The 22,120-nt window shown below is 63.8% G+C and carries 22 protein-coding genes; 15 read left to right on the plus strand and 7 right to left on the minus strand.

Annotation, left to right across the window (positions count from 1 at the left end; translation table 11 throughout):
• Positions 1-98: 98 nt before the first annotated feature.
• On the plus strand, positions 99-500 hold the full coding sequence (locus tag KIT02_RS12755) for a VOC family protein (protein WP_297578248.1): 402 nt from the start codon (positions 99-101) through the stop codon (positions 498-500).
• 587 nt (positions 501-1,087) lie between these two features.
• Here KIT02_RS12755 and dnaJ read toward each other — a convergent pair.
• A complete protein-coding gene (gene dnaJ / locus KIT02_RS12760; RefSeq protein ID WP_297578249.1) occupies positions 1,088-2,221 on the minus strand; it encodes a molecular chaperone DnaJ in 1,134 nt (377 codons plus the stop codon).
• A gap of 265 nt (positions 2,222-2,486) precedes the next feature.
• Here dnaJ and KIT02_RS12765 point away from each other — a divergent pair, with 265 nt between their 5' ends.
• Positions 2,487-4,178: a hypothetical protein gene (locus KIT02_RS12765; protein ID WP_297578250.1), complete on the plus strand. Its 1,692-nt coding sequence runs from the start codon at positions 2,487-2,489 to the stop codon at positions 4,176-4,178.
• Between the two features lie 206 nt (positions 4,179-4,384).
• Here the strand turns inward: KIT02_RS12765 and dnaK are convergent, their stop codons facing one another.
• Together dnaK and KIT02_RS12775 are read right to left on the minus strand one after the other, a co-directional pair.
• On the minus strand, positions 4,385-6,301 hold the full coding sequence (gene dnaK, locus KIT02_RS12770) for a molecular chaperone DnaK (RefSeq protein ID WP_297578251.1): 1,917 nt from the start codon (positions 6,299-6,301) through the stop codon (positions 4,385-4,387).
• A 224-nt stretch (positions 6,302-6,525) separates the two neighbouring features.
• Positions 6,526-6,858 (minus strand): hypothetical protein, encoded by a 333-nt coding sequence (locus tag KIT02_RS12775; protein ID WP_297578252.1) that lies wholly within the window; start codon positions 6,856-6,858, stop codon positions 6,526-6,528.
• A 165-nt stretch (positions 6,859-7,023) separates the two neighbouring features.
• Here KIT02_RS12775 and pabB point away from each other — a divergent pair, with 165 nt between their 5' ends.
• The gene (gene pabB / locus KIT02_RS12780) at positions 7,024-8,808 is read left to right on the plus strand and encodes an aminodeoxychorismate synthase component I (protein ID WP_297578253.1); all 1,785 of its coding nucleotides are present in this window, start codon (positions 7,024-7,026) and stop codon (positions 8,806-8,808) included.
• Positions 8,795-9,427 (plus strand): bifunctional nicotinamidase/pyrazinamidase, encoded by a 633-nt coding sequence (gene pncA, locus KIT02_RS12785; protein WP_297578254.1) that lies wholly within the window; start codon positions 8,795-8,797, stop codon positions 9,425-9,427. The genes pabB and pncA overlap by 14 nt, the downstream gene beginning before the upstream one ends.
• A gap of 239 nt (positions 9,428-9,666) precedes the next feature.
• Here pncA and grpE read toward each other — a convergent pair whose 3' ends face one another.
• Both grpE and hrcA read right to left on the minus strand, forming a co-directional pair.
• Complete coding sequence (gene grpE, locus KIT02_RS12790; RefSeq protein ID WP_297578255.1) at positions 9,667-10,254, minus strand: nucleotide exchange factor GrpE; 588 nt, start codon at positions 10,252-10,254, stop codon at positions 9,667-9,669.
• A gap of 129 nt (positions 10,255-10,383) precedes the next feature.
• Complete coding sequence (gene hrcA / locus KIT02_RS12795) at positions 10,384-11,463, minus strand: heat-inducible transcriptional repressor HrcA (RefSeq protein ID WP_297578256.1); 1,080 nt, start codon at positions 11,461-11,463, stop codon at positions 10,384-10,386.
• A gap of 144 nt (positions 11,464-11,607) precedes the next feature.
• Here hrcA and rph point away from each other — a divergent pair, with 144 nt between their 5' ends.
• The 5 genes from rph (at position 11,608) to KIT02_RS12820 (ending at position 15,368) form a co-directional block, all read left to right on the plus strand.
• Complete coding sequence (gene rph / locus KIT02_RS12800) at positions 11,608-12,324, plus strand: ribonuclease PH (protein WP_297585278.1); 717 nt, start codon at positions 11,608-11,610, stop codon at positions 12,322-12,324.
• A 205-nt stretch (positions 12,325-12,529) separates the two neighbouring features.
• The gene (locus KIT02_RS12805) at positions 12,530-13,177 is read left to right on the plus strand and encodes a non-canonical purine NTP pyrophosphatase (RefSeq protein ID WP_297578258.1); all 648 of its coding nucleotides are present in this window, start codon (positions 12,530-12,532) and stop codon (positions 13,175-13,177) included.
• A gap of 249 nt (positions 13,178-13,426) precedes the next feature.
• Positions 13,427-14,581, plus strand: coding sequence for a radical SAM family heme chaperone HemW (gene hemW / locus KIT02_RS12810; protein WP_297578262.1), 1,155 nt, complete (start codon positions 13,427-13,429; stop codon positions 14,579-14,581).
• Between the two features lie 177 nt (positions 14,582-14,758).
• A complete protein-coding gene (locus KIT02_RS12815) occupies positions 14,759-15,034 on the plus strand; it encodes a type II toxin-antitoxin system ParD family antitoxin (RefSeq protein WP_297578264.1) in 276 nt (91 codons plus the stop codon).
• Positions 15,021-15,368 carry a type II toxin-antitoxin system RelE/ParE family toxin gene (locus KIT02_RS12820; protein ID WP_297578266.1) on the plus strand — a complete coding sequence of 116 codons (348 nt, stop codon included), beginning with the start codon at positions 15,021-15,023 and terminating at the stop codon, positions 15,366-15,368. The genes KIT02_RS12815 and KIT02_RS12820 overlap by 14 nt, the downstream gene beginning before the upstream one ends.
• Positions 15,369-15,529: 161 nt before the next feature.
• Here KIT02_RS12820 and KIT02_RS12825 read toward each other — a convergent pair whose 3' ends face one another.
• A complete protein-coding gene (locus tag KIT02_RS12825) occupies positions 15,530-16,741 on the minus strand; it encodes a penicillin-binding protein activator (RefSeq protein ID WP_297578268.1) in 1,212 nt (403 codons plus the stop codon).
• Between the two features lie 101 nt (positions 16,742-16,842).
• Here KIT02_RS12825 and rsmI point away from each other — a divergent pair, with 101 nt between their 5' ends.
• From rsmI to KIT02_RS12855, 6 genes are all read left to right on the plus strand, one after another.
• A complete protein-coding gene (rsmI, locus tag KIT02_RS12830) occupies positions 16,843-17,730 on the plus strand; it encodes a 16S rRNA (cytidine(1402)-2'-O)-methyltransferase (protein ID WP_297578269.1) in 888 nt (295 codons plus the stop codon).
• A complete protein-coding gene (locus tag KIT02_RS12835) occupies positions 17,699-18,085 on the plus strand; it encodes a YraN family protein (RefSeq protein WP_297578271.1) in 387 nt (128 codons plus the stop codon). Before rsmI ends, KIT02_RS12835 begins: the two co-directional genes overlap by 32 nt.
• Before the next feature lie 8 nt (positions 18,086-18,093).
• Positions 18,094-19,038 (plus strand): glutathione synthase, encoded by a 945-nt coding sequence (gshB, locus tag KIT02_RS12840; protein ID WP_297578273.1) that lies wholly within the window; start codon positions 18,094-18,096, stop codon positions 19,036-19,038.
• Between the two features lie 6 nt (positions 19,039-19,044).
• The gene (locus KIT02_RS12845; RefSeq protein ID WP_297578275.1) at positions 19,045-20,034 is read left to right on the plus strand and encodes a serine hydrolase domain-containing protein; all 990 of its coding nucleotides are present in this window, start codon (positions 19,045-19,047) and stop codon (positions 20,032-20,034) included.
• A gap of 27 nt (positions 20,035-20,061) precedes the next feature.
• Complete coding sequence (locus KIT02_RS12850; protein WP_297578277.1) at positions 20,062-20,694, plus strand: MarC family protein; 633 nt, start codon at positions 20,062-20,064, stop codon at positions 20,692-20,694.
• Positions 20,695-20,807: 113 nt separating this feature from the next.
• A complete protein-coding gene (locus KIT02_RS12855) occupies positions 20,808-20,930 on the plus strand; it encodes a hypothetical protein (RefSeq protein WP_297578279.1) in 123 nt (40 codons plus the stop codon).
• Here KIT02_RS12855 and KIT02_RS12860 read toward each other — a convergent pair.
• A complete protein-coding gene (locus tag KIT02_RS12860) occupies positions 20,924-22,114 on the minus strand; it encodes a DUF459 domain-containing protein (protein ID WP_297578282.1) in 1,191 nt (396 codons plus the stop codon). The genes KIT02_RS12855 and KIT02_RS12860 overlap by 7 nt on opposite strands.
• Positions 22,115-22,120: the final 6 nt, after the last annotated feature.

Below are 22,120 nucleotides of genomic sequence, written 5' to 3' on the forward strand. Positions count from 1 at the left end.
GAGGTTTGGGCGTGTCGAAACTGGCGCGGTTGGTGCGTCGAAGGCAAGAGGGTAGCATTGCCCCAACAGACGCACGGTCCAATCTCAGGAGAATTCAGATGGCCCCGATGATCTTCGTCAACGTGCCGGTCCGCGATCTTGCCGCCTCCATGGCCTATTACAAGGCCCTGGGTTTTGACCACAATCCCCAGTTCACCGACGAGACCGCCGCCTGCATCGTCATTTCCGAGGCCATCTATGTCATGGTCCTCACCCACGAGAAATTCCTCGGCTTCTCGCCCAATCCCATTCCCGATCCGAAGACGCAGACCCAGGCGCTCTATGCCCTGTCCCGCGACAGCCGCGAGGCGGTGGACGCCATCGCCGAAGCCGGTCTCAAGGCCGGCGGCCGCGAAACCCGCGAGGTCACCGACTACGGCTTCATGTATTCGCGCGCCATCGCCGACGTCGACGGCCACATCTGGGAATATGTCTGGATGGACATGAGCCAGATGCCCTGAGAGCCGTCCCGTAAGGCAAATCGCCCCAGTGGGGCGATTTGAGGCGATCAGGCCATGAGAGCTATGCTCGAATGGCACGGCGCAACCGCACGCACCGGCCAGTTATCTCTCAAGAAGTGAGGCCATCGCCTCTGAGCCGGGTAGAGACTTCCCCACGCACCGGCCTGCACCTCCCCCTTGAAGGGGGAGGTAGCGACGCTAGGCCCAATGGCCGTAGCAAAGCTAGGCGGGGGTGACGAAAGCCCCAATTTTCGGGCTCCCACCCCCACCCTTGATCCCTCCCCACAAGGGGGAGGGAGACGACTGGCACATCACGGCAAGGCCAAGTTGGTCATTCGCGATAGCCCGGCTTTGGGTCACCAAAACCACCCCCCACCCACGATGTCATCCCGGCGCAGGCCGGGATCCATCTCCCGATTTTTGGGTCAGGCTGAGTCCGGGGTAGAGCGAGCACAAGCCACTCCGGCGCCGGCTGACTTGGGTCAATACGAGTGCCGCTGCGTCTGCCGCACCCGCGTGCCATTCGAGCGCAGCTCTCATGGCCTTGAGGCGGGAAATCGCTCCACCGGAGCGATTTCGTTTCCGCCTCAAGCCTCAAACATCTTCTTGAGCTTGTCGAAGAAGCCACCCGAATTGGGGCTGGTTTCCTCGGTTTCGAGCCGGGAAAATTCCTCCAGCAGCTCGCGCTGGCGCTTGGACAGGTTCTGCGGCGTTTCAATGTCGAGCTGCACATAGAGATCGCCGACATCCTTCGAACGCAGCACCGGCATGCCCTTGGACTTGAGCCGGACGCGCTGGCCCGGCTGGGTGCCGGCCGGCACCTTGACCTTGGCGCGGCCCTGGTCGAGCGTCGGCACCTCGAACTCGCCGCCCAGCGCCGCCGTGGTCATGGCGATCGGCACGCGCGCGAAGAGGTCAGCTCCGTCGCGCTGGAACAGCTGGTGCGGCCGGATCGAGACGAAAATATAGAGATCGCCCGGCGGGCCGCCGCGCAATCCGGCCTCGCCTTCATTGGCAAGGCGGATACGGGTGCCGTCCTCGATCCCCTGGGGGATATCGACCGAGAGTTTCCGGCTCTGCTGCCGCCGCCCCTGCCCGCCGCAATCGCTGCAGGGCTGGTCCATCATCTGGCCGCGCCCCTGGCAGACCGGGCAGGTCCGCTCGATGGTGAAAAAGCCCTGGGCCGCCCGTACCTTGCCATGGCCGTTGCACTGCCGGCAGGTATGGGTGCCGGTGCCGGGCTTGGCCCCGGAGCCTTCGCAGGTCTCGCAGCTGGCCAGGGTCGGCACGTCGATCTCGACCGTGCTGCCCTCAAAACTCTCCTCGAGATCGATCTCGAGATTATAGCGCAGGTCGCTGCCCCGGGTCCGGGCCGCGCCGCCGCCACCACCGCGCCTTCCGCCCCCCATGAAGTCCCCGAAAATGTCCTCGAAGATATCGGACATGGAGGAGGAAAATTCCGGCCCGAACCCGCCGGGTCCGCGGCCGCCGCCATTTTCGAAGGCCGCATGGCCGAACCGGTCATAGGCCGCCCGCTTCTGGGCGTCCTTGAGCGTGTCATAGGCTTCGTTGATTTCCTTGAACTTGTGCTCGGCCTCGGCATTGCCCGGATTGCGATCGGGGTGGAACTGCATGGCAAGCTTGCGGTACGCGCTTTTCAGGGCGGCCTCGTCGGCGCCCTTCTGGCAGCCGAGCACCTCGTAGAAATCGCGTTTGGCCAAGAAACGTCTCCTTGCCCCTGCCCGTTTCGGCGCAGGGGACATCCGGCAATATCAATCTGGCGCCTGGGGGCCACGCGCCGCATCCTTGTCGCCTAGATGGCGACGCTGCCGCGCGAGTGCAAGGGGCGGCAGAACCGGCCGGCCAGCGGGGCGGGACCGCTCATAGCAAGCCTCAACCGCCCTTTCAACCAAGCCACACCCCCTCATTCGGGGATGATGGCGGCGCTCCGGCCCGCTATGGTTGGGCCAAACGGGGGAGATGACGATGGAAATGACCGATTACGGCTTCTGGCTGGGACTGGTCATGACGATGATGGGCCAGGGCGATGCGCCCCCCACCTTTTCCGAAATGGCGGTGCCCGGCGCCATGGAACAGGCCGCCCACGACCTCGTCTGGGCCGTCGAAAACGGCGATACGGCAACACTGACCTATGCCCTGGTCGAGGCCTACAAAGCCGCCGGCGCCTCCCCCAATGATGGCCTCGCCTGGCAGCTCCAGTCCTATGACGGCATCGTCAACTGGTACAATGACATCACCGAGGTCATAAACCTCTCCGAACTGGCGGCCGACGACGAGGTGACCCCCTATTGGGACAACTGGTCCAAGGTGCTGACCGGGGGCCGCTGGGACTGGGAAGCCTTCTTTTCGAGCGACGACGAGGCCCGCGACATGGCCCGCTTCAACCAATTGGTGCTGGGCGCCCATGAATTCGGCCATGCCCTCACCTATCGCTATGATCCCGATCACGTTTCCCGCGAGGACGAGGCGGTCAATTGCCGCGAACTGGCCGCCGACCGGCTGACGGCGGGGCTGCTCGAGGAGCTGGCGGACCTCAACCCCGCAATCGCCGGCTGGCGCCTGCGCTATGGCGAGCTTGCCGCCGCCATCAATGCCGAAATCGCTCCGACCGATCGCTACGAGGCCGTGGCCTATGCCGATCTCGATGCGGACTGCCACCTGATGCACGTCGCCCAGCCCGACGAAACCAGTATGACGCCCTATGCCTCGGCCTATTTCGCCCGCTGGCAGGGCCTGCTCGCCGCCGACCTGCCGCCCCTGGCCGAGCTCTACCAAACCCATCTCTTTCCCCATTGGCAGGCGCGCCTCGTGCCCGCGGCGCCCTTGGCGGCAGAGGTTCAGACGGTCCAGTGGCTGGAAGAGCCGGTTACCGGCACCTTCGAGCGCGGGGACGAGACCGGCTGGCATCTGCCTGCTTTCGCGCCCGATGGCCGGCTCTTTGTCATGGACTATGTGGTGCGTAGCACCGACGAGAAGATCGGCCTTTTCATCGCCTATGGCCCGGCCGGCAACAAGAAGAAGGTGGTGCTCGACACCCAGACCCTCGCGGCCGAGATCATTGATCCGATGTTCTTTGATCTCCAGGCCTTCCTGCCGCTGGGCTCGGAGCGCTTTCTCGTCGCCTCGGCCGATATCTGGGGCGATGAAACCAGCCTCGTGCTCCTCGATTTCGAGCGCACGCAACAGGGCTGGCGCCACCGGCTGGTACAGCCCCTGCCCGATCAGCAGCATGTCGAGACGCGCTTGCGCCAGGACGAGACCGGCGGCATCTGGCTCGATGTCTATGAGATGGGCTCGTATTCCGAAGGCTCCGAGCGCCAGTCGGGCTGGCTGAGTTTCCCGCTCGATCTGCAGACCCTGACCCTGGGCGCGGCCGTATCCGGGCCGGATGGGCGTTATGAGTGGTTCAGCACCATGGCCGATGGCCGGGCGGTCCTGCTCGATCACCACAATCCCGCCCTGCTCCTCGATACCGAAGATGGCGTCGTCCGCATCGCCGGCAATGGCCTCGAGGGTTACAAGGAAGCCGCCGATCCCCTCGCGGTCGAATTCTTCAGCCCCCTCGCCGCCATCGGCCTCGGCGACACCATCAGGGTGCTCGATATCGACCCCTATTACGACCAGGCCACCATCCGCGACGTGCGCCTGCGGCAATGATTCACGTGGAACGGTAGAGCGTTTTCAAGAAAAGTGGACGCCACTTTTCTGGTTCGAAATCGCTACCCATCAATGAGTGAGAGCATCCGTTCTGATTCTATCAGAACGGATGCTCTAGGGCGCTGCGCCTTGGCAATTGGCCGGGGCAGCGCAAAAAAAGAGCCCCGGTGTTTCCACCGGGGCTTTGTCATTCGGTCAGGTCAGGCTTAGGCCGACTTCTTGTCGTCGTCGCCGTCCTTGACCTCTTCGAAGTCGGCGTCGACCACATCGTCTTCGCTGTCATCGGCGGTACCATTGGCCTTGGCTTCGGCTTCCGCCTGGCTGGCCTTGTACATGGCTTCGCCCAGCTTCATAGAGGCTTCCGCCAGGGTCGCGGTCTTTTCCTTGATGGCGTCGGCATCGTCGCCGTCCAGCACCGCCTTGAGGTCGGCAATGGCGGTCTCGATGGCGGCCTTGTCCTCGGCCGAAACCTTGTCGCCATAGTCCTTGAGCGACTTTTCGGTCGAGTGTACCAGCGATTCGCCCTGGTTGCGGGCTTCCACCGCTTCGCGCTTCTTCTTGTCGACCTCGGCATTGGCCTCGGCGTCCTTGACCATCTTTTCGATGTCGGCGTCGGAGAGACCACCGGACGCCTGGATGCGGATCTGCTGCTCCTTGCCGGTGCCCTTGTCCTTGGCCGAAACATTGACGATGCCATTGGCGTCGATGTCGAAGGTCACCTCGATCTGCGGCACGCCACGCGGTGCGGGCGGAATACCGGCCAGGTCGAAATTGCCCAGCAGCTTGTTGTCCGCCGCCATTTCGCGCTCACCCTGGAAGACCCGGATGGTCACGGCGCTCTGGTTGTCCTCGGCGGTCGAGAAGGTCTGGCTCTTCTTGGTCGGGATCGTGGTGTTGCGGTCGATCAGGCGGGTGAAGACGCCACCCAGCGTTTCGATGCCCAGGCTAAGCGGGGTCACGTCGAGCAGCAGCACGTCCTTGACGTCGCCCTGCAGCACGCCGCCCTGAATGGCCGCGCCCAGCGCCACCACTTCGTCGGGGTTGACGCCCTTGTGCGGCTCCTTGCCGAACAACTGCTTGACCGCTTCCTGCACCTTGGGCATGCGGCTCATGCCGCCGACCAGGACGACTTCATCGATCTGGCTGGCCGAAACGCCGGCATCCTTCATGGCCTGCTTGCAGGGCTCGATGGTGCGCGCGATGAGGTCATCGACGAGGCTTTCGAGCTTGGAGCGGCTCAGCTTCAGCGTCAGGTGCTTGGGGCCAGACGCGTCGGCAGTGATGAAGGGCAGGTTGATTTCGGTCTGGGTCGAACTCGACAGTTCGATCTTGGCCTTTTCCGCAGCTTCCTTGAGGCGCTGCAGGGCGAGCTTGTCGCTGCGCAGGTCGATGCCCTGCTCCTTCTTGAACTCGTCGGCGAGATAATCGACGAGACGCATGTCGAAGTCTTCACCACCGAGGAAGGTGTCGCCATTGGTCGACTTCACCTCGAAGACGCCGTCGCCGATCTCGAGGATCGACACGTCGAAGGTACCGCCGCCAAGGTCATAGACCGCGATGGTGCCAGAATTCTTCTTGTCGAGGCCATAGGCCAGGGCAGCCGCGGTCGGCTCGTTGATGATGCGCAGCACATCGAGGCCCGCAATCTTGCCTGCATCCTTGGTGGCCTGGCGCTGGCTGTCGTTGAAATAGGCCGGAACCGTGATCACCGCCTGGGTGACCGTCTCGCCGAGATAGGCCTCGGCGGTTTCCTTCATCTTCTGCAGCACCATGGCCGAAACCTGGCTGGGCGAATACTTGTCGCCCGAGGCTTCCACCCAGGCGTCGCCATTGTCGGCGGCCACGATCTTGAACGGCACGAGGCCCTTGTCCTTGGCCACGACCTTGTCGTCGTAGCGGCGGCCGATCAGGCGCTTGACGGCAAACAGGGTATTTTCGGGGTTGGTCACCGCCTGGCGCTTGGCCGGCTGGCCGACGAGGCGCTCGCCGTCCTTGGAAAAGGCAACCATGGAGGGCGTGGTGCGCGCGCCTTCCGCATTTTCGATGACCTTGGGATTGCTGCCGTCCATCACGGCGACGCAGCTATTGGTGGTACCGAGGTCAATACCGATAACTTTAGCCATTACTCTAGCCTCTCTCTCAGCGAACCCATTGCGATGCCCTCTCTGGCGAAAGCGGCCTCATGGCCTTGCGGGCCGGGTCCCTTCTAGGATTATTCAGACACTGCCCGTTTGGGCTTCGAGGCGTATATAGGGGGGTGTCCGACAGGCTTCAAGCGCGCTTGCGTGCAGATTTTGGCTTGACTGGCTCTGGTGGCTGCCGCCTCCGGCGGAGGCGGCGGGCCGGTTCAGTCGTTGATCGTGTAGCTGGCGAGCTGGCAGATATCGACCTCGGGTTCGATCAGTTCGGCACCATTGTCCATCACGAACTTGAAGTCATAGAGGCACTGGTCCGAACCGTCCCCGATCGTCGCCGTGGCCTGGTATCCGGCCTCGAGGATTCCCTCGTCGCCCAACAGGTCCTCGCCCCAGTAATCCTCGTTGCTGGGCGTGGTGTAGAAGTAGTGCAGGTCATAGGAGCTATTGTTGATCACCGTGAATTCCACGGTCTGTGCCGCGGCCGGCGAGAGGCCGGCCACGAGCATCAGGGCGGCAAGGCCGCCCAAAAGATGCAGTTTCATGATTGAAGTCCCCCAGGCCGGGCAGATGAGCTGGCCGGCACAGCTATTTGCCACCGGGCCATGAGCGCCCGCAATAGGATTCGCGCAGCCCGGTCGCCCTGTCGCGGTCACAAACGCACCCGATCCACCCTTTTCAGAAACCGCGCCCGGCCCTAGAGAAGGCCCATGGTTTCCCCCGGCACAGTCCTGCTGCACGACAATCTCACCCCAAAGGGGCAGAACCTGCTCTTTGCCCGTCCGCGCGAACTCATCGTCGCCCATGACGCGGCAGGGGCGCGCAAGGGTCTGGCGCGGCTCGAAGCGGCTGGCCGCGAGGGTCTTTGGGCCGCCGGATACCTTGCCTATGAGCTGGGTTTTCTGTTCGAGGAGCGCCTGGCCCACCGCCTGCAGCAGCCCAGCCAAACGCCGCTGATCTGGTTCGGCCTCTTTGACGCGCCCCAACAGCTGGACGCCGCCGCCCTTGCTTCCCTGTTCGACGCCGCTGGCGAGGGCGGGGCCGAGCACGTCCGGCCCCTGACCGATCCGGCGGCCTATGGCGCCGCTTTCGAGAGGGTCAAGGATCTCATTGCCGCCGGTGACACCTATCAGGTCAATCTGACCCTCAAGGCCGCGTTCCGCCTTGCCGGCGATCCCCTGGGTCTCTATCGGCGCCTCGCCCAGAGCCAGCCTGTCGCCTATGGCGCCTATATCCATGCCGGCGACCACCATGTCCTCAGCCGCTCCCCCGAGCTCTTCGTGTCCGCCTCCGGCGACAGGCTCACCGCCCGGCCGATGAAGGGGACGCTCAAACGCGGCCGCAGCACCGCCGAGGATGAGGCGGGCCGGCTGGCCCTCGCCGCCGACGCCAAGAACCGCGCCGAAAACCTGATGATCGTCGATCTGTTGCGCAATGACCTGGGGCGCATTGCCGAGACCGGCTCGGTCAAGGTCACAGACCTCTTCACCGTCGAAACCTATCGGAGCCTGCACACCATGACCTCGGGTATCGAGGCCCGGAAGCGCCCCGATGTCGGTCTGGTCGAGATGCTTGAAAACCTCTTCCCCTGCGGCTCGGTGACAGGGGCGCCAAAACTGCGCGCCATGGAAATCATCAACGCCGTCGAGGCCAATCCGCGCGGCCTTTATACCGGCTCCATCGGCTATATCGCCCCCGGCGGCGATTTCGCCTTCAATGTCGCCATCCGCACCGCCGTCATCGACGATAAGGGCTGGGGCGAAATTGGCATTGGCGGTGGCATTGTCGCCGATAGCCGTGTCGGTGACGAATATGCCGAGGCCTTGCTCAAGCTCAATTTCCTGGCCGATCCGGCCCCGCCCGTCACCCTGATCGAAACCTTCAAATGGACGCCCGAAGCCGGCTATGCGCTGCGCGACCGCCATCTTGACCGCCTCCTCGATTCGGCCCGCTATTTCGCCCTGCCCACAGACCGCGCGGCGATTTCGGCCTTCTTGTCCGGCAGGGCAAAGGACTGGACCGGGCCGATGCGGGTGCGCCTCACACTTGCCGAAGCCGGTCTCGATCTTTCCGCCGTACCGCTGCCGCCCAGTCCCGATCGCTTCCGTTTCGCGCTGGCGGAAAAACCGCTGGATTCGGCGTCGATCTGGCTGGCCCACAAGACCACGAATCGCAGTTTCTACGACCAGCCGCGCCAGGCTGCGCACGCGGCCCTGGGCGTTGATGAGGTGGTCTTTGTCAATGAACGCGGCGAATTGACCGAGGGCTCGATCACCAATCTTTTCATCGCCCGCGATGGACAGTTGCTGACCCCGCCACTGGCCTCCGGGCTTTTGCCGGGCACGCTGCGCGCCGAGCTTATCGCCACCGGCAAGGCTATCGAAGAGGTTCTGACCCTTGCCGACCTCTCCAGTGCCGATACAGTCTATCTCGGCAATTCCGTGCGCGGCCTCCTCCGCGCCGACTGGGTAAGGACCGACCATGATCACAATTGAACCCGATGACGTGCTTGTCGTCGTTGACGTCCAATATGACTTCCTGCCCGGCGGGAGCCTGGCGGTGGCCGGCGGCAACGAGATCGTGCCGCTGATCAACCAGCTGGCCAGGAAGTTCACCCATGTCGTCCTCACCCAGGACTGGCATCCGGCCGATCACATCTCCTTTGCCAGCCAGCATCCCGGCAAGGCCCCCTTCGACACCATCGAGCTCGATTATGGTCCGCAGGTGCTCTGGCCCGATCACTGCGTCTGGGACAGCCACGGCGCCGAAATCGCCGGCACGCTCGATATTCCCCATGCGCAACTGATCATCCGCAAGGGCTATACGCGGGGCGTCGATTCCTATTCCGGCTTTCAGGAGGCTGACCGGCAGACCCTGACGGGGCTCGGCGGCTATCTCAACGAGCGCGATGCCGGCCGGCTTTACGTCGTCGGCCTCGCCACCGATTTCTGCGTCGCCTGGACCGCCCTCGACGCCGCCGCCGGCGGCTTCGACGTCAGCGTCATCGAAGACGCCACCCGCGCCATCGACGCCAACGGCTCCCTCGAAAAGGCCTGGGCCGACATGGAAGCGGCTGGCGTCGATCGGGTGAAGAGCGGAGAAATTCTCGGTTAGGCCAGGCCCGCACATATACCAGGCGCTGCCCTCGGGCCTGACCCGAGGGCCACTTCATTATTCACGGTTCCCCCGGCTCCATCGCCACCCTCCCCCTTGTGGGGAGGGTAGTGAAGCTAGGCCCCAAGGCCGTAGCGGAACTAGGGTGGGGGAATGGCCCGCTCGGACCCCGCTCCATTGCCCCGACAAAACAAAAAAGGGCGCCCACCGGCGCCCTTCCCACGTCATGTCCAATCGGCTCACGCGCTCTTGTCGACGCCCTCGCCGGCATCCGGGGCCGCCGCCGCGCCGCCCTTGGCGACACCGACCATGGCCGGACGCAGCACGCGCTCGCCGATGGCAAAGCCTTCCTGCACCACCTGCACCACCGTGCCCTCGGGCACATTGGGATTGGGCACTTCGAACATGGCCTGATGCTTGTGCGGGTCGAATTTCTGTCCCGCCGCCTCGATCGGCTTGACGCCATGCTTGGCGAGCAGCCGCTGCATTTCGCGCTCGGCCAGTTCAAGGCCCTCGATCAGGCTTTTGAGCGTGCCCTCAGCGGTGGTCCGGGTTTCTTCCGGAATGACCAGCAGCGCCCGGCTCAGCGCATCGGTGGCGCTCAGCATGTCGCGGGCAAACCCGGCAATGGCATAGGAGCGGGTGTCACTGACATCGCGCTCGGTCCGCTTGCGCAGGTTTTCCATTTCGGCAGCCGTGCGCAGCACGCGGTCCTTGAGCTCGGCATTCTCCGCCAATAGCGCCTCGACCGGGTCGACCTCCGGCGTCTCGGTGACCGGCACTTCGGTTTCCGGCGTCTCGCCCTGGGCGGCGTTCTCGTCGCTCATCTGGTCTATTCCATGCATAGTGTTGTCAAATCTGCCCCGCATATCGGCCAAGCGGGACCTTATTTCAAGCGTATCGCCACCCCGAAGGCAAAATTGGCGCCACGGTGCCAGCCCGCGTCCGGCGGGCGGTCACCCCCTTTTGCGCGCCATCATCGCGCTCAGCACATGGGCGGTATAATCCACCACCGGCACGATGCGCGCATAGTTGAGCCGCGTCGGTCCGATGACGCCCAATACGCCCACGACCCGTTCATTGGCATCGCGATAAGGGCTGAGAATCACCGACGAACCCGAGAGCGAAAACAGCTTGTTTTCCGAGCCGATGAAGATGCGCACGCCCTCCCCGCGCTCGGCATCCCCCAAGAGGTCGAGAAGGCCTTCCTTGCTTTCCAGTTCGTCGAACAATTGCCGCATCCGCATCAGCTCATCGCTGGCCATGGCGTCGTTGATGAGATTGGCGCGCCCCCGCACGATCACGGTCGGGGCGCCATTGTCCCGCGGGTTGGCGAGCGTGGCGATGCCGGCATCGACGAGCTTTTGCGTCAATTCATCGAGTTCGGCCCGCTGCTCGTCGCGCCGCTCATGCAGCACCCGCCGGGCTTCCGACAAGGTCCGCCCCACGACATAATTGGCGAGATAATTGCCTGCCTGCTGCAGGGCGCTCACCGTATAGCCGGGCGGCAGTTCGAGAATGCGGTTTTCCACCTGCCCGTCATCGCCCACCAGGATCGCCATGGCCCGGGCGGCATCGAGCCGCACGAATTCGATATGCTTGAGCACCATGTCGGCCTTGGCCGCGATCACCAGCCCCGCGCCCTGGCTGAGCCCGGACAATAGCGTCGAGGCCTCGGTCAGCAGGTCCTCCACCTGGCCATGGCCGGCCGTGCCTTCGATCTGGCGGGAAATCTTCTGCCGCTCGGTCTCCTCCATGGCGCCCACTTCGAGCATGGAATCGACGAAGAAGCGCAGCCCCTGCTGCGTCGGCGCGCGGCCGGCCGAGGTATGGGGCGCCGCGATCAGGCCCAGGTCTTCGAGATCGGCCATGACATTGCGCACCGAGGCGGGCGACAGCTCCACCTGCAACAGGCGGCTGAGATCGCGCGAACCCACCGGCACGCCGGTGGCGAGGTACCGCTCCACCAGCCGGCGGAATATGTCCTGGCTGCGGGCATTGAGCACACTCAGGAAGTCTTCGGCGGGCCTGGTCATGGTGGTTTGAATAAACTCTTCAGCTTTAACCCTGGTACCTCATTTAAGCGTATAGCGCCCATCCGCCAAGCGCCCGGCGCTTGTGAGCCGGGCCGAGGAAGGTTAAGAGGCGGTTAAAGCCAATAACTGACGGATTGAGTGACCATGCGGCCTTCCGGGCGTGAACCGAACCAGATGCGGTCTGTGACCCTCGAGCGCAATGTGGCCATGAAGGCCGAGGGCTCCTGCCTTATCGCCTTTGGCAATACCCGCGTCCTGTGCACCGCCTCGGTCGAGACCAGCGTACCCGGCTGGCTGCGCGGCAAGGGCCAGGGCTGGGTCACCGCCGAATATGGCATGCTGCCCCGCGCCACCGGCTCGCGCACCCGCCGCGAGGCCACCGCCGGCAAGCAGTCGGGCCGCACCCAGGAAATCCAGCGCCTGATCGGCCGTTCGCTGCGCGCCGTCGTCGATCTCGAAGCCTTGGGCGAAGTCCAGGTGACGCTCGATTGCGACGTGCTCGAAGCCGATGGCGGCACCCGCACCGCTTCGATCACCGGCGCCTATGTGGCCCTGGTCGACGCCATAGCCTGGATGGACGAGCGCAAGCTGACCAAGGGCCAGGTGCTCAAGGACAGCGTCGGCGCCGTCTCCTGCGGCATCTATCGCGGCACCCCGGTGCTCGATCTCGACTATCTCGAAGATGTCGAGGCCGAAACCGATGCCAATTTTGTCATGACCGGCTCGGGCAAATTCGTCGAGATCCAGGGCACCGCCGAGGGCGCACCCTTTTCCCGCGCCGAGCTCGAAAGCCTCATGGGTCTGGCCGAAAAAGGCATTGGCGAACTGACCCTGCTGCAAAAGGCGGCGCTGGGCGCATGATGTTCTTGAGAAAGTCCCCCTCATCCGCCCTTCGGGCACCTTCTCCCACGAGGGGAGAAGGCGATGGAGCCGCAGCCGCGATGCCTTCCTTCTCCCCTCGTGGGAGAAGGTGGCTCGGCGCAGCCGAGACGGATGAGGGGGGCTTTTCACCTCAGAACTGCCCCATATGGAACGACATTGCGCGCACTTTGGAGGGACGGGCCAAATGACCGCCATCCCCCGCCTCCGTCCCGGCGCGCGCCTCTGCATCGCCACCCACAATGCCGGCAAGCTCACCGAGTTTCGCGAGCTGTTCGCGCCCTTTGGCCTCGATCTGGTCTCTGCGGGCGAACTGGGCCTGCCCGAGCCGGAAGAGACCGGCACCAGCTTCGCCGAAAATGCCCGCATCAAGGCCCATGCCGCTGCCAAAGCCGCCAATATGCTGGCGCTGTCGGACGATAGCGGCATCTGCGTTGATGCCCTCAACGGCGAGCCCGGCGTTTATACCGCCGACTGGGCCGGGGTGCCGCGCGATTTCGGCCGGGCCATGAAGCGGGTGGAAGATGCCCTGCAGGCCGCCGGCGCCATCTCGCCTGGCCAGCGCCGCGCCGCCTTCAACGCCACGCTCTGCCTTGCCCACCCCGATGGGCGCGACGTGCTCTATGTCGGCACCTGCGAGGGCACCCTGGTCTGGCCGCCGCGCGGCGATATGGGCCATGGCTATGACCCCATGTTCATGCCCGATGGCCATGACATCACCTTTGGCGAAATGGCGCCCGAAACCAAGCATTCCTGGCAGCCCGGCGAACGCGGCCTGTCCCACCGCGCCCGCTCCTTTGCGCAATTCGTCGAAAACCAGATCGATCATGCTTAGCGCCCGGTCGACATCGTCGATGAAAGGCTCCGGTGGAGCCTTTCAAGCAGCTAAGGCCATGAGAGCTATGCTCGAATGGCGGCCAATTTTGGCAAAGATAACAACCCCCACCCCACCCCTCCCCCTAAAGAAGGGGGAGGGTGCCGGGCCGGTGCTCGTCCACAGAGCTCGCCCGAGCGCCTCTTCTCCTCCCCCTTTTCCAGGGGGAGGCCGGGTGGGGGCATTCTTTGATTCGCAGGGATGTTGCCTATGACCAATCCCAACGATCTCTTCGGCGTTTATGTCCACTGGCCATTCTGCGCGGCCAAGTGCCCCTATTGCGATTTCAATTCCCACGTGCATCGCGGCCCCTTCGATGAAGACGCCTTTGTCGAGGGCTATCGCCGGGAAATCGCCCATATGGCGGCCCTGGCACCCGACCGGCTGGTCCAGTCGATCTTCTTTGGCGGCGGCACCCCCTCGCTGATGTCGCCCAAGGCGGTGGGTGCGATCCTCGATTCCATCGCCGCCGAGTGGCCGATCGATCGCAATGCCGAGATTACGCTCGAGGCCAATCCGACCTCGGTCGAGGTGGATCGCTTCAAGGGCTTTCGAGCTGCCGGGATCAATCGGGTTTCGCTCGGCGTCCAATCGCTGCGCCCCGGTCCACTGGCCGAGCTGGGCCGCCGTCACACGGTCGAAGAAGCTGTCGCCGCCGTGCGCATTGCCCAGTCTGTCTTCGAGCGCTCGAGCTTCGACCTCATCTATGCCCGCCCCAAACAGACGCTTGAGGATTGGGAAGATGAGCTCAAGGAAGCCCTGTGGCTGGCCCGCGGGCATCTCAGCCTCTACCAGCTCACCATCGAGCAGGGCACGCGCTATTTCGACCTGCACCAGGCCGGCAAGCTCAAGATGCCCGACGAGGATCTGGCGGCCGACTTCTATGAGCTGACCCAGGATCTGACCGGCGAGGCCGGTATGCCGGCCTATGAAATTTCCAATCACGCCGTGCCCGGCCAGGAAAGCCGGCACAACATGCTCTACTGGCGCTATGGCGAATATGCCGGCATCGGCCCGGGCGCCCATGGGCGTCTCATGGTCAATCACCAGCGCCACGCCACCGCCACCGAAAAGCTGCCCTTCGACTGGCTCAAGCTGGTCAATGAATTCGGCCACGGCATGACCACCGATGACGTGCTGACCTGGGAAGAACAGGGCGACGAATTTCTCGTCATGGGTCTGAGGCTCAAGGAGGGCATTTCCCCGTCCCGCTTCATGGCCCTGTCCGGCCGCGGCATTGCCGAAAAGCAGATCGAGGCGCTCAAAGGCTACGGCTTCCTCGAAACCCTGCCCAACGGCAATCTGCGCGTCACCGACAAAGGCTTCCCCGTCCTCGACGCCGTCGTCGCCGACCTCGCGGCGTGAGAGAGATTGACTTGAATGCTACTCAGTAGCACATTGGCGCCAGAGCGTTTTCAAGAAAAGTGGACACCACTTTTCTCCTCGGGCTCCGACCCGAGGATCGAAAACGTGACCATTCAAAAACTTAGAGCTTTCGTTCTGATTCAGTCAGAACGAGATATACTCTAGGGAGCCACTGTCATGAGCGTGAAGTCGTCAATCTCTTTGACAGATCAGCAGGACGCATTTGTGCGTGCACAGGTGCAAAGTGGGCGCTACGCCAGCGCCAGCGCGGTCCTGCAGCAGGGTCTTGAAATGTTGCGCCTCAAGACCGAAGCGGAGAGCGCCGAGATCGAAGCCCTGCGCGAACTGCTGAGCCGGCGTATGAGCGGACCATTTGTTTCCAGCGAAGAAATGGATGCGCGAGTGCAGGCCATGATCGAGCGCAAGCGGCGCGCACTCGATGTGGAGACTTGATTATTCCGAGGCCGCCCTCCGCGACTTTGAGCTCATCTTCGACCATTTGTTCGAGGCCTATTGCCATTTGGGGGACCCTCCGCCAGTTGCAGTAGAGCGCGCCGCTGAAAGACTTCGCGTCCTGCGCAGTGAAATCGGCCGTCTCGTGCAAACACCAGCCATCGGCACCCTGCGCATCGAACTCCACCCCAACTTGCGGTTTGTTCGGCGGGCCAATGCAGCCGTATGGTTCGTTTCCGATCCCGAACATCAAACGATGACCGTCATCGCCGTCTTCTACGGTGCACAGGACCATATTCGCCACATGATTACCCGCCTGTTGGAGGAGGAGTAAGTCTGGCCAGACCACCGCTGGACTTGGCCACCGGCCCTCTGGCTCCATCGCCCTCTCGCCCATCACGGGAGAGGGATGGAGTGAGGGGTGCAATCCTCCCGGCAACTGCGATTCTGAGCCTCTCATCCGCCGGTAGCAAGGTCAGCTCAACGTTGGGAAAACTAAAGCTTTACGCCCTCGACGGTACTGACGGCGCCGCCCGCGCCGATCTTGCGGATCGTGAGGCCATATTCGCTGCGGCCATTGCTGAGGAAGCGGAACAGCCCGTCCCGCCCGTTGAAGCCGGAGGGATTGGTCAGAAGGCTGGCATCATAGGGCACCGGTGCCAGCGACAATGTGTTCACATTGGCAAGGATCGTCGCCGTATAGGCCATGGTGGCCATCTGCGGCGGCGGGCTGCCGAACCGGGCCTGGTAATCGGCTCTTATGGCCTCGAGCCCGCTGGCATCCACCGCCGGATAGATGGCACCGGCAAGACCCGGCTGGCTCGCCAGGCTCGCGTCATTGCTCCAGTCGGCCGAGCCCACCACCTGCATGAGTTCGCTGATCGCGCCGGCCTGCTGCAGGGCGCCGGCAAAGACCGGGGCGCTGGCGCGGTCGGGCATGAACAGCGCATCGATCGTGCCCATGTCGATCATCGGCTTGGCCTGCGCCACGATCTGACCCGCTTCGCTCACATCGCTGAAGGTATAGACGGCGCTGGGGGAAAACCCGATGGCCACGGCCTGTTGCCGGAAGGCGGTGGCCAGGGCCTCGCCATAGGGCGTGGCCGGAAACACGCCAGCGGGCGCGCGAAAACCCTGTTCGCGGATATAGGTCAGGGCCCGCTTCATCTCCGCTTCGGGCAGGACATTGAGGACATAGACGCCAGGCCCGGCCGCATTGCCATTATTGGCAAAGCCGATGAGCGGCACATTGGCTGCCCGCGCCACCGCGCCGGCCGCGCTCACCTGCTCGGCCATCAGCGGCCCCAGGATCAGCTTGGCGCCCTCGGCCACGGAAGCCTGCGCCGCACTCGTCGCCCCGGCCGCCGTCGTGCCGGTATCGCGCAGCGATATGGTGATGTTCTCGCCAATATTGGGATTGGCTTCGATGAAGGCCACGGCAAGGCGGCTGGCATTGGCCAGCGCGGTCCCCAGCTGCATGACGGCAGGCTCGCCGCTCAACGGCAGGATCAGCGCCACATTGACCGGCCCCCGCCCGAACCGCTCGGCCGGTGTCGTCGGCAGCGGCATGGGGGCAGGACCGGTAGCATCACTTCCCGCAGGCGCGTCCCAAGGCCAGGTCCGCGAACCCAGTTGCAGACCCGGCGCACACCCGGCCATCAGCCCGGCCAGCCCCAAAAGCACCGAACGGCGCGGCAGGGGTGCCATTTTCTTCACCAGTGTCACGGTATGCGGTCCCAAACGCTCACTGTGTGTTAACAAAATCCCCCCATTTCGTTAAGCAAGCATTGAGACTGAAAAGGGCCGGCATGAGCGAACAGCAGCGCGACTATTTCATTGCCGGCACGCCCTTTGCCGCCCCGCCGCTGCCGGCCGGCCTCTATGTCGTGGCCACCCCGATCGGCAATTTGCGCGATATCACCTTGCGCGCGCTGGAAGTTCTGGCGGCCGCCGAACTGGTCCTCTGTGAGGACACCCGCACGTCCGCCAAACTGCTCGATCACTATGGCATCAAGGCAAAACGTCAGGCTTTTCATGATCATAACGAGCGCGAGCGCGCCGACGACATTGCCGCTCGCATCGCCGCCGGCGCCGCGATTGCCCTGATTTCCGATGCCGGAACGCCGCTCTTGTCCGATCCGGGCTTTCCCCTGATCCGGGTCCTGGCAGAACAGGATCTGCCGGTCTTTCCCATCCCGGGCGCCTCGGCGCTTCTGTCCGCGCTGGTGGTCGCGGGCCTGCCCACCGATGCGTTCGCCTTTCACGGCTTCCTGCCGCCCAAGGCCGGCGCCAGGGTCAATGCCTTGAAAAAGCACATGGATTCACGTGAAACACTGGTGTTCTACGAATCCCCCCGCCGCCTGGCCGATACGCTTCAGGCCATGGCCGAAACCTTCGGGGATCGCCCGGCCGCCGTGGCCCTGGAGTTGACCAAGCGGTTCGAGCGGACGCATCGCGGCCTGTTGTCGGAGCTGGCCAGCCAGTTCGCCCAGGGCGAGACCAAGGGCGAGGCGGTCATCGTGGTTTCTGGCGCCACCCAGGCATCCACGCCGGATGCCGCCGATTGGCAGGCGGAATTATCCGAGGCCATGAAGGACCAGCCCGTCCGCGCCGCCGTCGATGAAATTGCCGCCCGCTACGGCCTCAGGCGCAAGGATGTCTATGATGCAGCGCTCGCGCTCAAAGACGCCCGATAGCGCCCGCCGCGCGGCCGAACGCAGGGGCCATCGCGCCGAACGCCTGGCGGAAATCTATCTCCTGGCCAAGTTCTACCGCATCCGCGACCGGCGCTTCAAAACGCCGGTCGGGGAAATCGATCTTGTCGTCGAAAAGGCCGGTGCCATTGTCTTTGTCGAGGTAAAAGCGCGTATGCGCGGCACCGAGGAAGCCGCCGCCATGGCCGGGGTCAACCGGTCTCGGATCACCCGCGCCGCGCAATATTGGCTGGCCCGCAACCCCTCCCTTTCCAATCGCGATATGCGGTTCGATGTGATTTTCCTTGCGCCCGGCCGCTGGCCACGCCATCTCATCAATGCCTTTTCCGCAGCCTGAGCAGTTCAATGACCCTCAAAGTCGCAGTCCAGATGGACCATGTCGCCACCATCAATCCCACGGGCGATTCGACCTTCGCCATGATGCTGGAGGCCCAGGCCCGCGGGCATGAACTGGTCCACTACACGCCCGATACGCTCTCCATGCGCGATAACAGCGTCAGCGCGCTGGTCCAACCGATCACGGTGACCGACGCGGAAAAGGGCCGCCATTTTTCCCTTGGCGAGGCCGCGCGCGTGGATCTGGCGAGCCAGGATGTGGTGCTGATGCGCCAGGACCCGCCCTTCGACATGAATTACATCACGCTGACGCACCTGCTCGAGCGCATCCATCCCAGGACCCTGGTGGTCAATCCGCCCGCCGCCGTGCGCAATGCGCCCGAAAAGATCCTCGTCACCGAATTTCCGGAGCTGATGCCGCCGACCCTGGTCACGCGCGACCGGGCCGAGATCCATGCTTTCCGCAAGGAGCACGGCAATATCATCGTCAAGCCGCTCTACGGCAATGGCGGGGCCGGCGTGTTCTTCATCCAGGAAGGCGACCATAACCTGGCCAGCCTGCTCGAACTGTTCGAGGCCAATTATCGCGAGCCGTTCATGATCCAGCGCTACCTGCCGGACGTGCGCAAGGGCGACAAGCGCATCATCATCGTGGATGGCGAGCCGGTCATGGGCCTCAACCGCATCCCCGCCGACGGCGAGGCGCGCTCCAACATGCATGTGGGTGGGCGCCCCGAGCTTTCCCCGCTGACCGAGCGCGAACTGGAAATCTGCGCGACGATCGCCCCCGCGCTCAAGGAGCGGGACATGATCTTTGTCGGCATCGATGTCATCGGCGGCTATCTGACCGAAATCAACGTCACCTCGCCCACCGGCATCCGCGAAATCAAACGCTTCGGCGGCCCCGACATCGCCGCCCTGATCTGGAACGCCATCGAAAAACGTCGGGCATAGCGTGCGATGCCGCCGCTCGGGAATATCGTCGAGGGCAGTGTTGCGTCGGCAATCGAGCAGGGGATCCCATCGTCAATTGCTGTCCATTTCGGTGGCGAATTCTATTCACATGTGCACGGCTTCTGGCCTTCGGGCCGGGCCGTCGAACCTTCTGACCCCTTCTATGCCGCCAGCCTTGCCAAGCAGATCACGGGGGCAGCCGTCGCTTGTCTGGTGCGCGATGGTCGTCTCGCGGCCGGTGCACGCGCATCCGACATCCTGACCGAAGACCGCGCCTGGCTTGGCGCCATTACCATTGGACACCTCCTGCATCACACCGGCGGGCTGCCTGCCGCCGGGGTTTTGGAAGCCATGTGTTCGGCAACGCGTTGGACAGATGAGCTTGTTTTTGAGCGTCTCAGGCAAATGCCGCGGCTCATTGATCCTGGCCTTGAGCACAACTACTCAAATGCGGGCTACGTCGTGTTGGCGCGCGTGGTCGAGCGCATTTCCGGGCTCCTGTTTGCCGAATTTGTTCGCCAAGCGATTCTTGACCCACTGGGATTGGGCGAGATGTGCGTTTCGGCGCGTTCTGGTCACCCGCAGAGCGAACAATGGGGCTTGTTGGGCCCAGTCCTGCCTCTCTCCCGAGGGGATGGAGGGATTTGGACCACCGCGCGTGCTTTTGTAACGTGGTTGCAGTCGCAGAACAGCAATGAACTCGGTCTGGAAAGTTTGGTCACAACGGACACAACCCTGAGGGACGGTTCGCCCGTGGGTTATGGTTGGGGCCTGGGCCTGCGAACATTCGCTGGTACCAGGGCCTACATTCACGGGGGAGGCTGGCCCGGAGCGAGTGCGAAGATCATCCGCTCCCCGAGCCTGGATCTGGCCCTTGTCGGGCTTGCGGCTGGCCCTCAGGCGCAGTCGATCCAGGCCGTTGTTGATGCGCTTTACGCGCGGCTAGCCGGTGACGCCGCGCCCCACGGGGTTGGCGGCATGGCCCAAATGTCCTAGTGCTGGGGCGTCACGCCGGGGGCCGCCATGAATACCTTTCTTGTTGCTTTTGCCACGCTGTTCGCCACAGTCGGCGTGGCCGATATCGCCTTCATCTTTGCGGCCCTGACCAAGGACAATACCCCGGCCCAGCGGCGAGCCTTTGCCATCCGCGGCACCCTTGTGGCGCTGGCGATCCTTTTGTTCTTCGGCCTTTTGGGCAATGCCATCCTCGATGTGTTCGGCATTACCATCCCGGCGTTGCGCACGGCCGGCGGCGTCCTGCTCCTGCTCATCGCCATCGACATGGTCTTTGCCCGCCATTCCGGCGGTACCGGCACGACCGACGAGGAAGAGGACGAAGCCAAGCACTCTCCCGATATTTCCATCTTTCCCCTGGCCATGCCGCTGATGGCCGGCCCCGGCGCCATCAGCGCGGTGATCCTTTTGACCACCAGTGCCAAGTCCGACCTCGAATTCTGGTTGGTCCTGCTGGCTGTTGTCGCGACCCTGCTTCTCGCTTTCCTCACCCTGCTGATCGCCATACCCATCCAGCGCCTGCTGGGTCTGACCGGGCTATCGGTGGTATCGCGTGTGGTGGGCATCCTGCTGGCGGCTCTGGCCGTGCAGTTCGTGTTCGACGGCATCCGCACCAGCGGGCTTCTGGGCGCTGCTGCCTGATCGCCTCAATTTGACGAAAATTGCATTGTTAATCAAAACTTAACGCTGTATTTGACCCCGGCCGATGCCGCGCGCAGAGATGATCAAGCGTCCAATTCAGGATGGGTTGATCCATGCGCCTTGCCGTTGCCGTGACCCTGCTGATATTTGCCATTCTCGCCACCAGCGCCGCCAGTTCGGGTGCCGCCTGGTCCGAAATGCTCACACCGCCCGATGTAAGTTTCGCGAGCTATTGAGCCGCGGCCGGGTCGTCGTCCACCTGCTCGGGGTCGACTCCGAGACCAAAGGCATCGACGCGCCCCACCGGCGCTTCCATGAGTTGCTCAAGTGAAAACGTCGTGCCGGTTGCCGTTTCCGCCCCCGTCGCCAGGAGCAGATCGGTGGCGCGTTGTGGCGCCCGGCTGAGCGGCAGAACCGCCCCGGCGACCTCGAGCAGCCTTGTCTGGCCGAGACCCTGATAGGGCGGCCGCAACATGGCGGCGGCATCGGTGCCCGACAGGGGGTCGGCAATGGCGACGGACAGGCCGCCACCGCGATAGAAGGTGCGCATTGACTGGCTGATGTAAAATGCCAGCTTGTCTGACCCGGCGGCCGAGAAATGGATGCCGTCGTCCTTGCGCATGCGGGCATTCTGGCCGCTGACATCGGGCCCGTAGGCGGAATATTTGCCGTCTTCTCCCAGGAACCGGTCATAGATATCGATGAATTCGGCACCGCCCGAAAACGCCGCCAGCTTCTGCAGATTGCTGATCTGGCTGATGGCGGTCGAATATTCGCTGCGCGACATGGGCGGCAGGCCGATCCAGATCACCGGCTTGCGGGCCGTGCGCAGCGCGCCCAGAAAATTGCCGAGCCGCGCCCGGTAGGCAGCGGTCCACTGATCGGTCAGCGGCGCCAGACTCGTGCCGTCGCTGCGCAGTTCCTGCCGGTCATTGATGCCGATAATGACCACGGCCAGATCAAAACTGTCAGCAGCGATCTGCTCGGTGATGGCCTTGTTCCAGTCGAAATAATCGTCGCGGACGAAACCGGATGAGCCAACGCCCTGGCCGATCACGACCAGATTGGGGTCCTCGGCATAGAAGCGCTCGAGAGCCTTGGCGAGATCAACCGCCAGGGAATCGCCGAACACGGCCAGCCGCGTGGCGCCGGGCGCCTTTTCAACCAGGGGCTTGGGCGGCGGTAGCGCCGCCGGGGCCGGCGCCACCTGGCGGGGCTGGGTCTGGCGCTGTTGTTGCTGAACGGGGGGTGGCGCCTGTTTCTGTTCGTCCCCGAACAGGAGATCGAACAGCGTCCGCGGGCGGCGTTGTTCCTGCTGCGCCACCTCGAAACGATCGCCAAGGCCAGTCTGGGCCTGAACCGGCACTGCGCCGGTCCAGGCAACAAGGACAAACAGTACCAGCGCAACTATTCGGGCCATGGGCGC

Origin of the sequence: Devosia sp., from assembly GCF_025809055.1 — a bacterium.
In the GTDB taxonomy this organism is placed as follows: domain Bacteria; phylum Pseudomonadota; class Alphaproteobacteria; order Rhizobiales; family Devosiaceae; genus Devosia.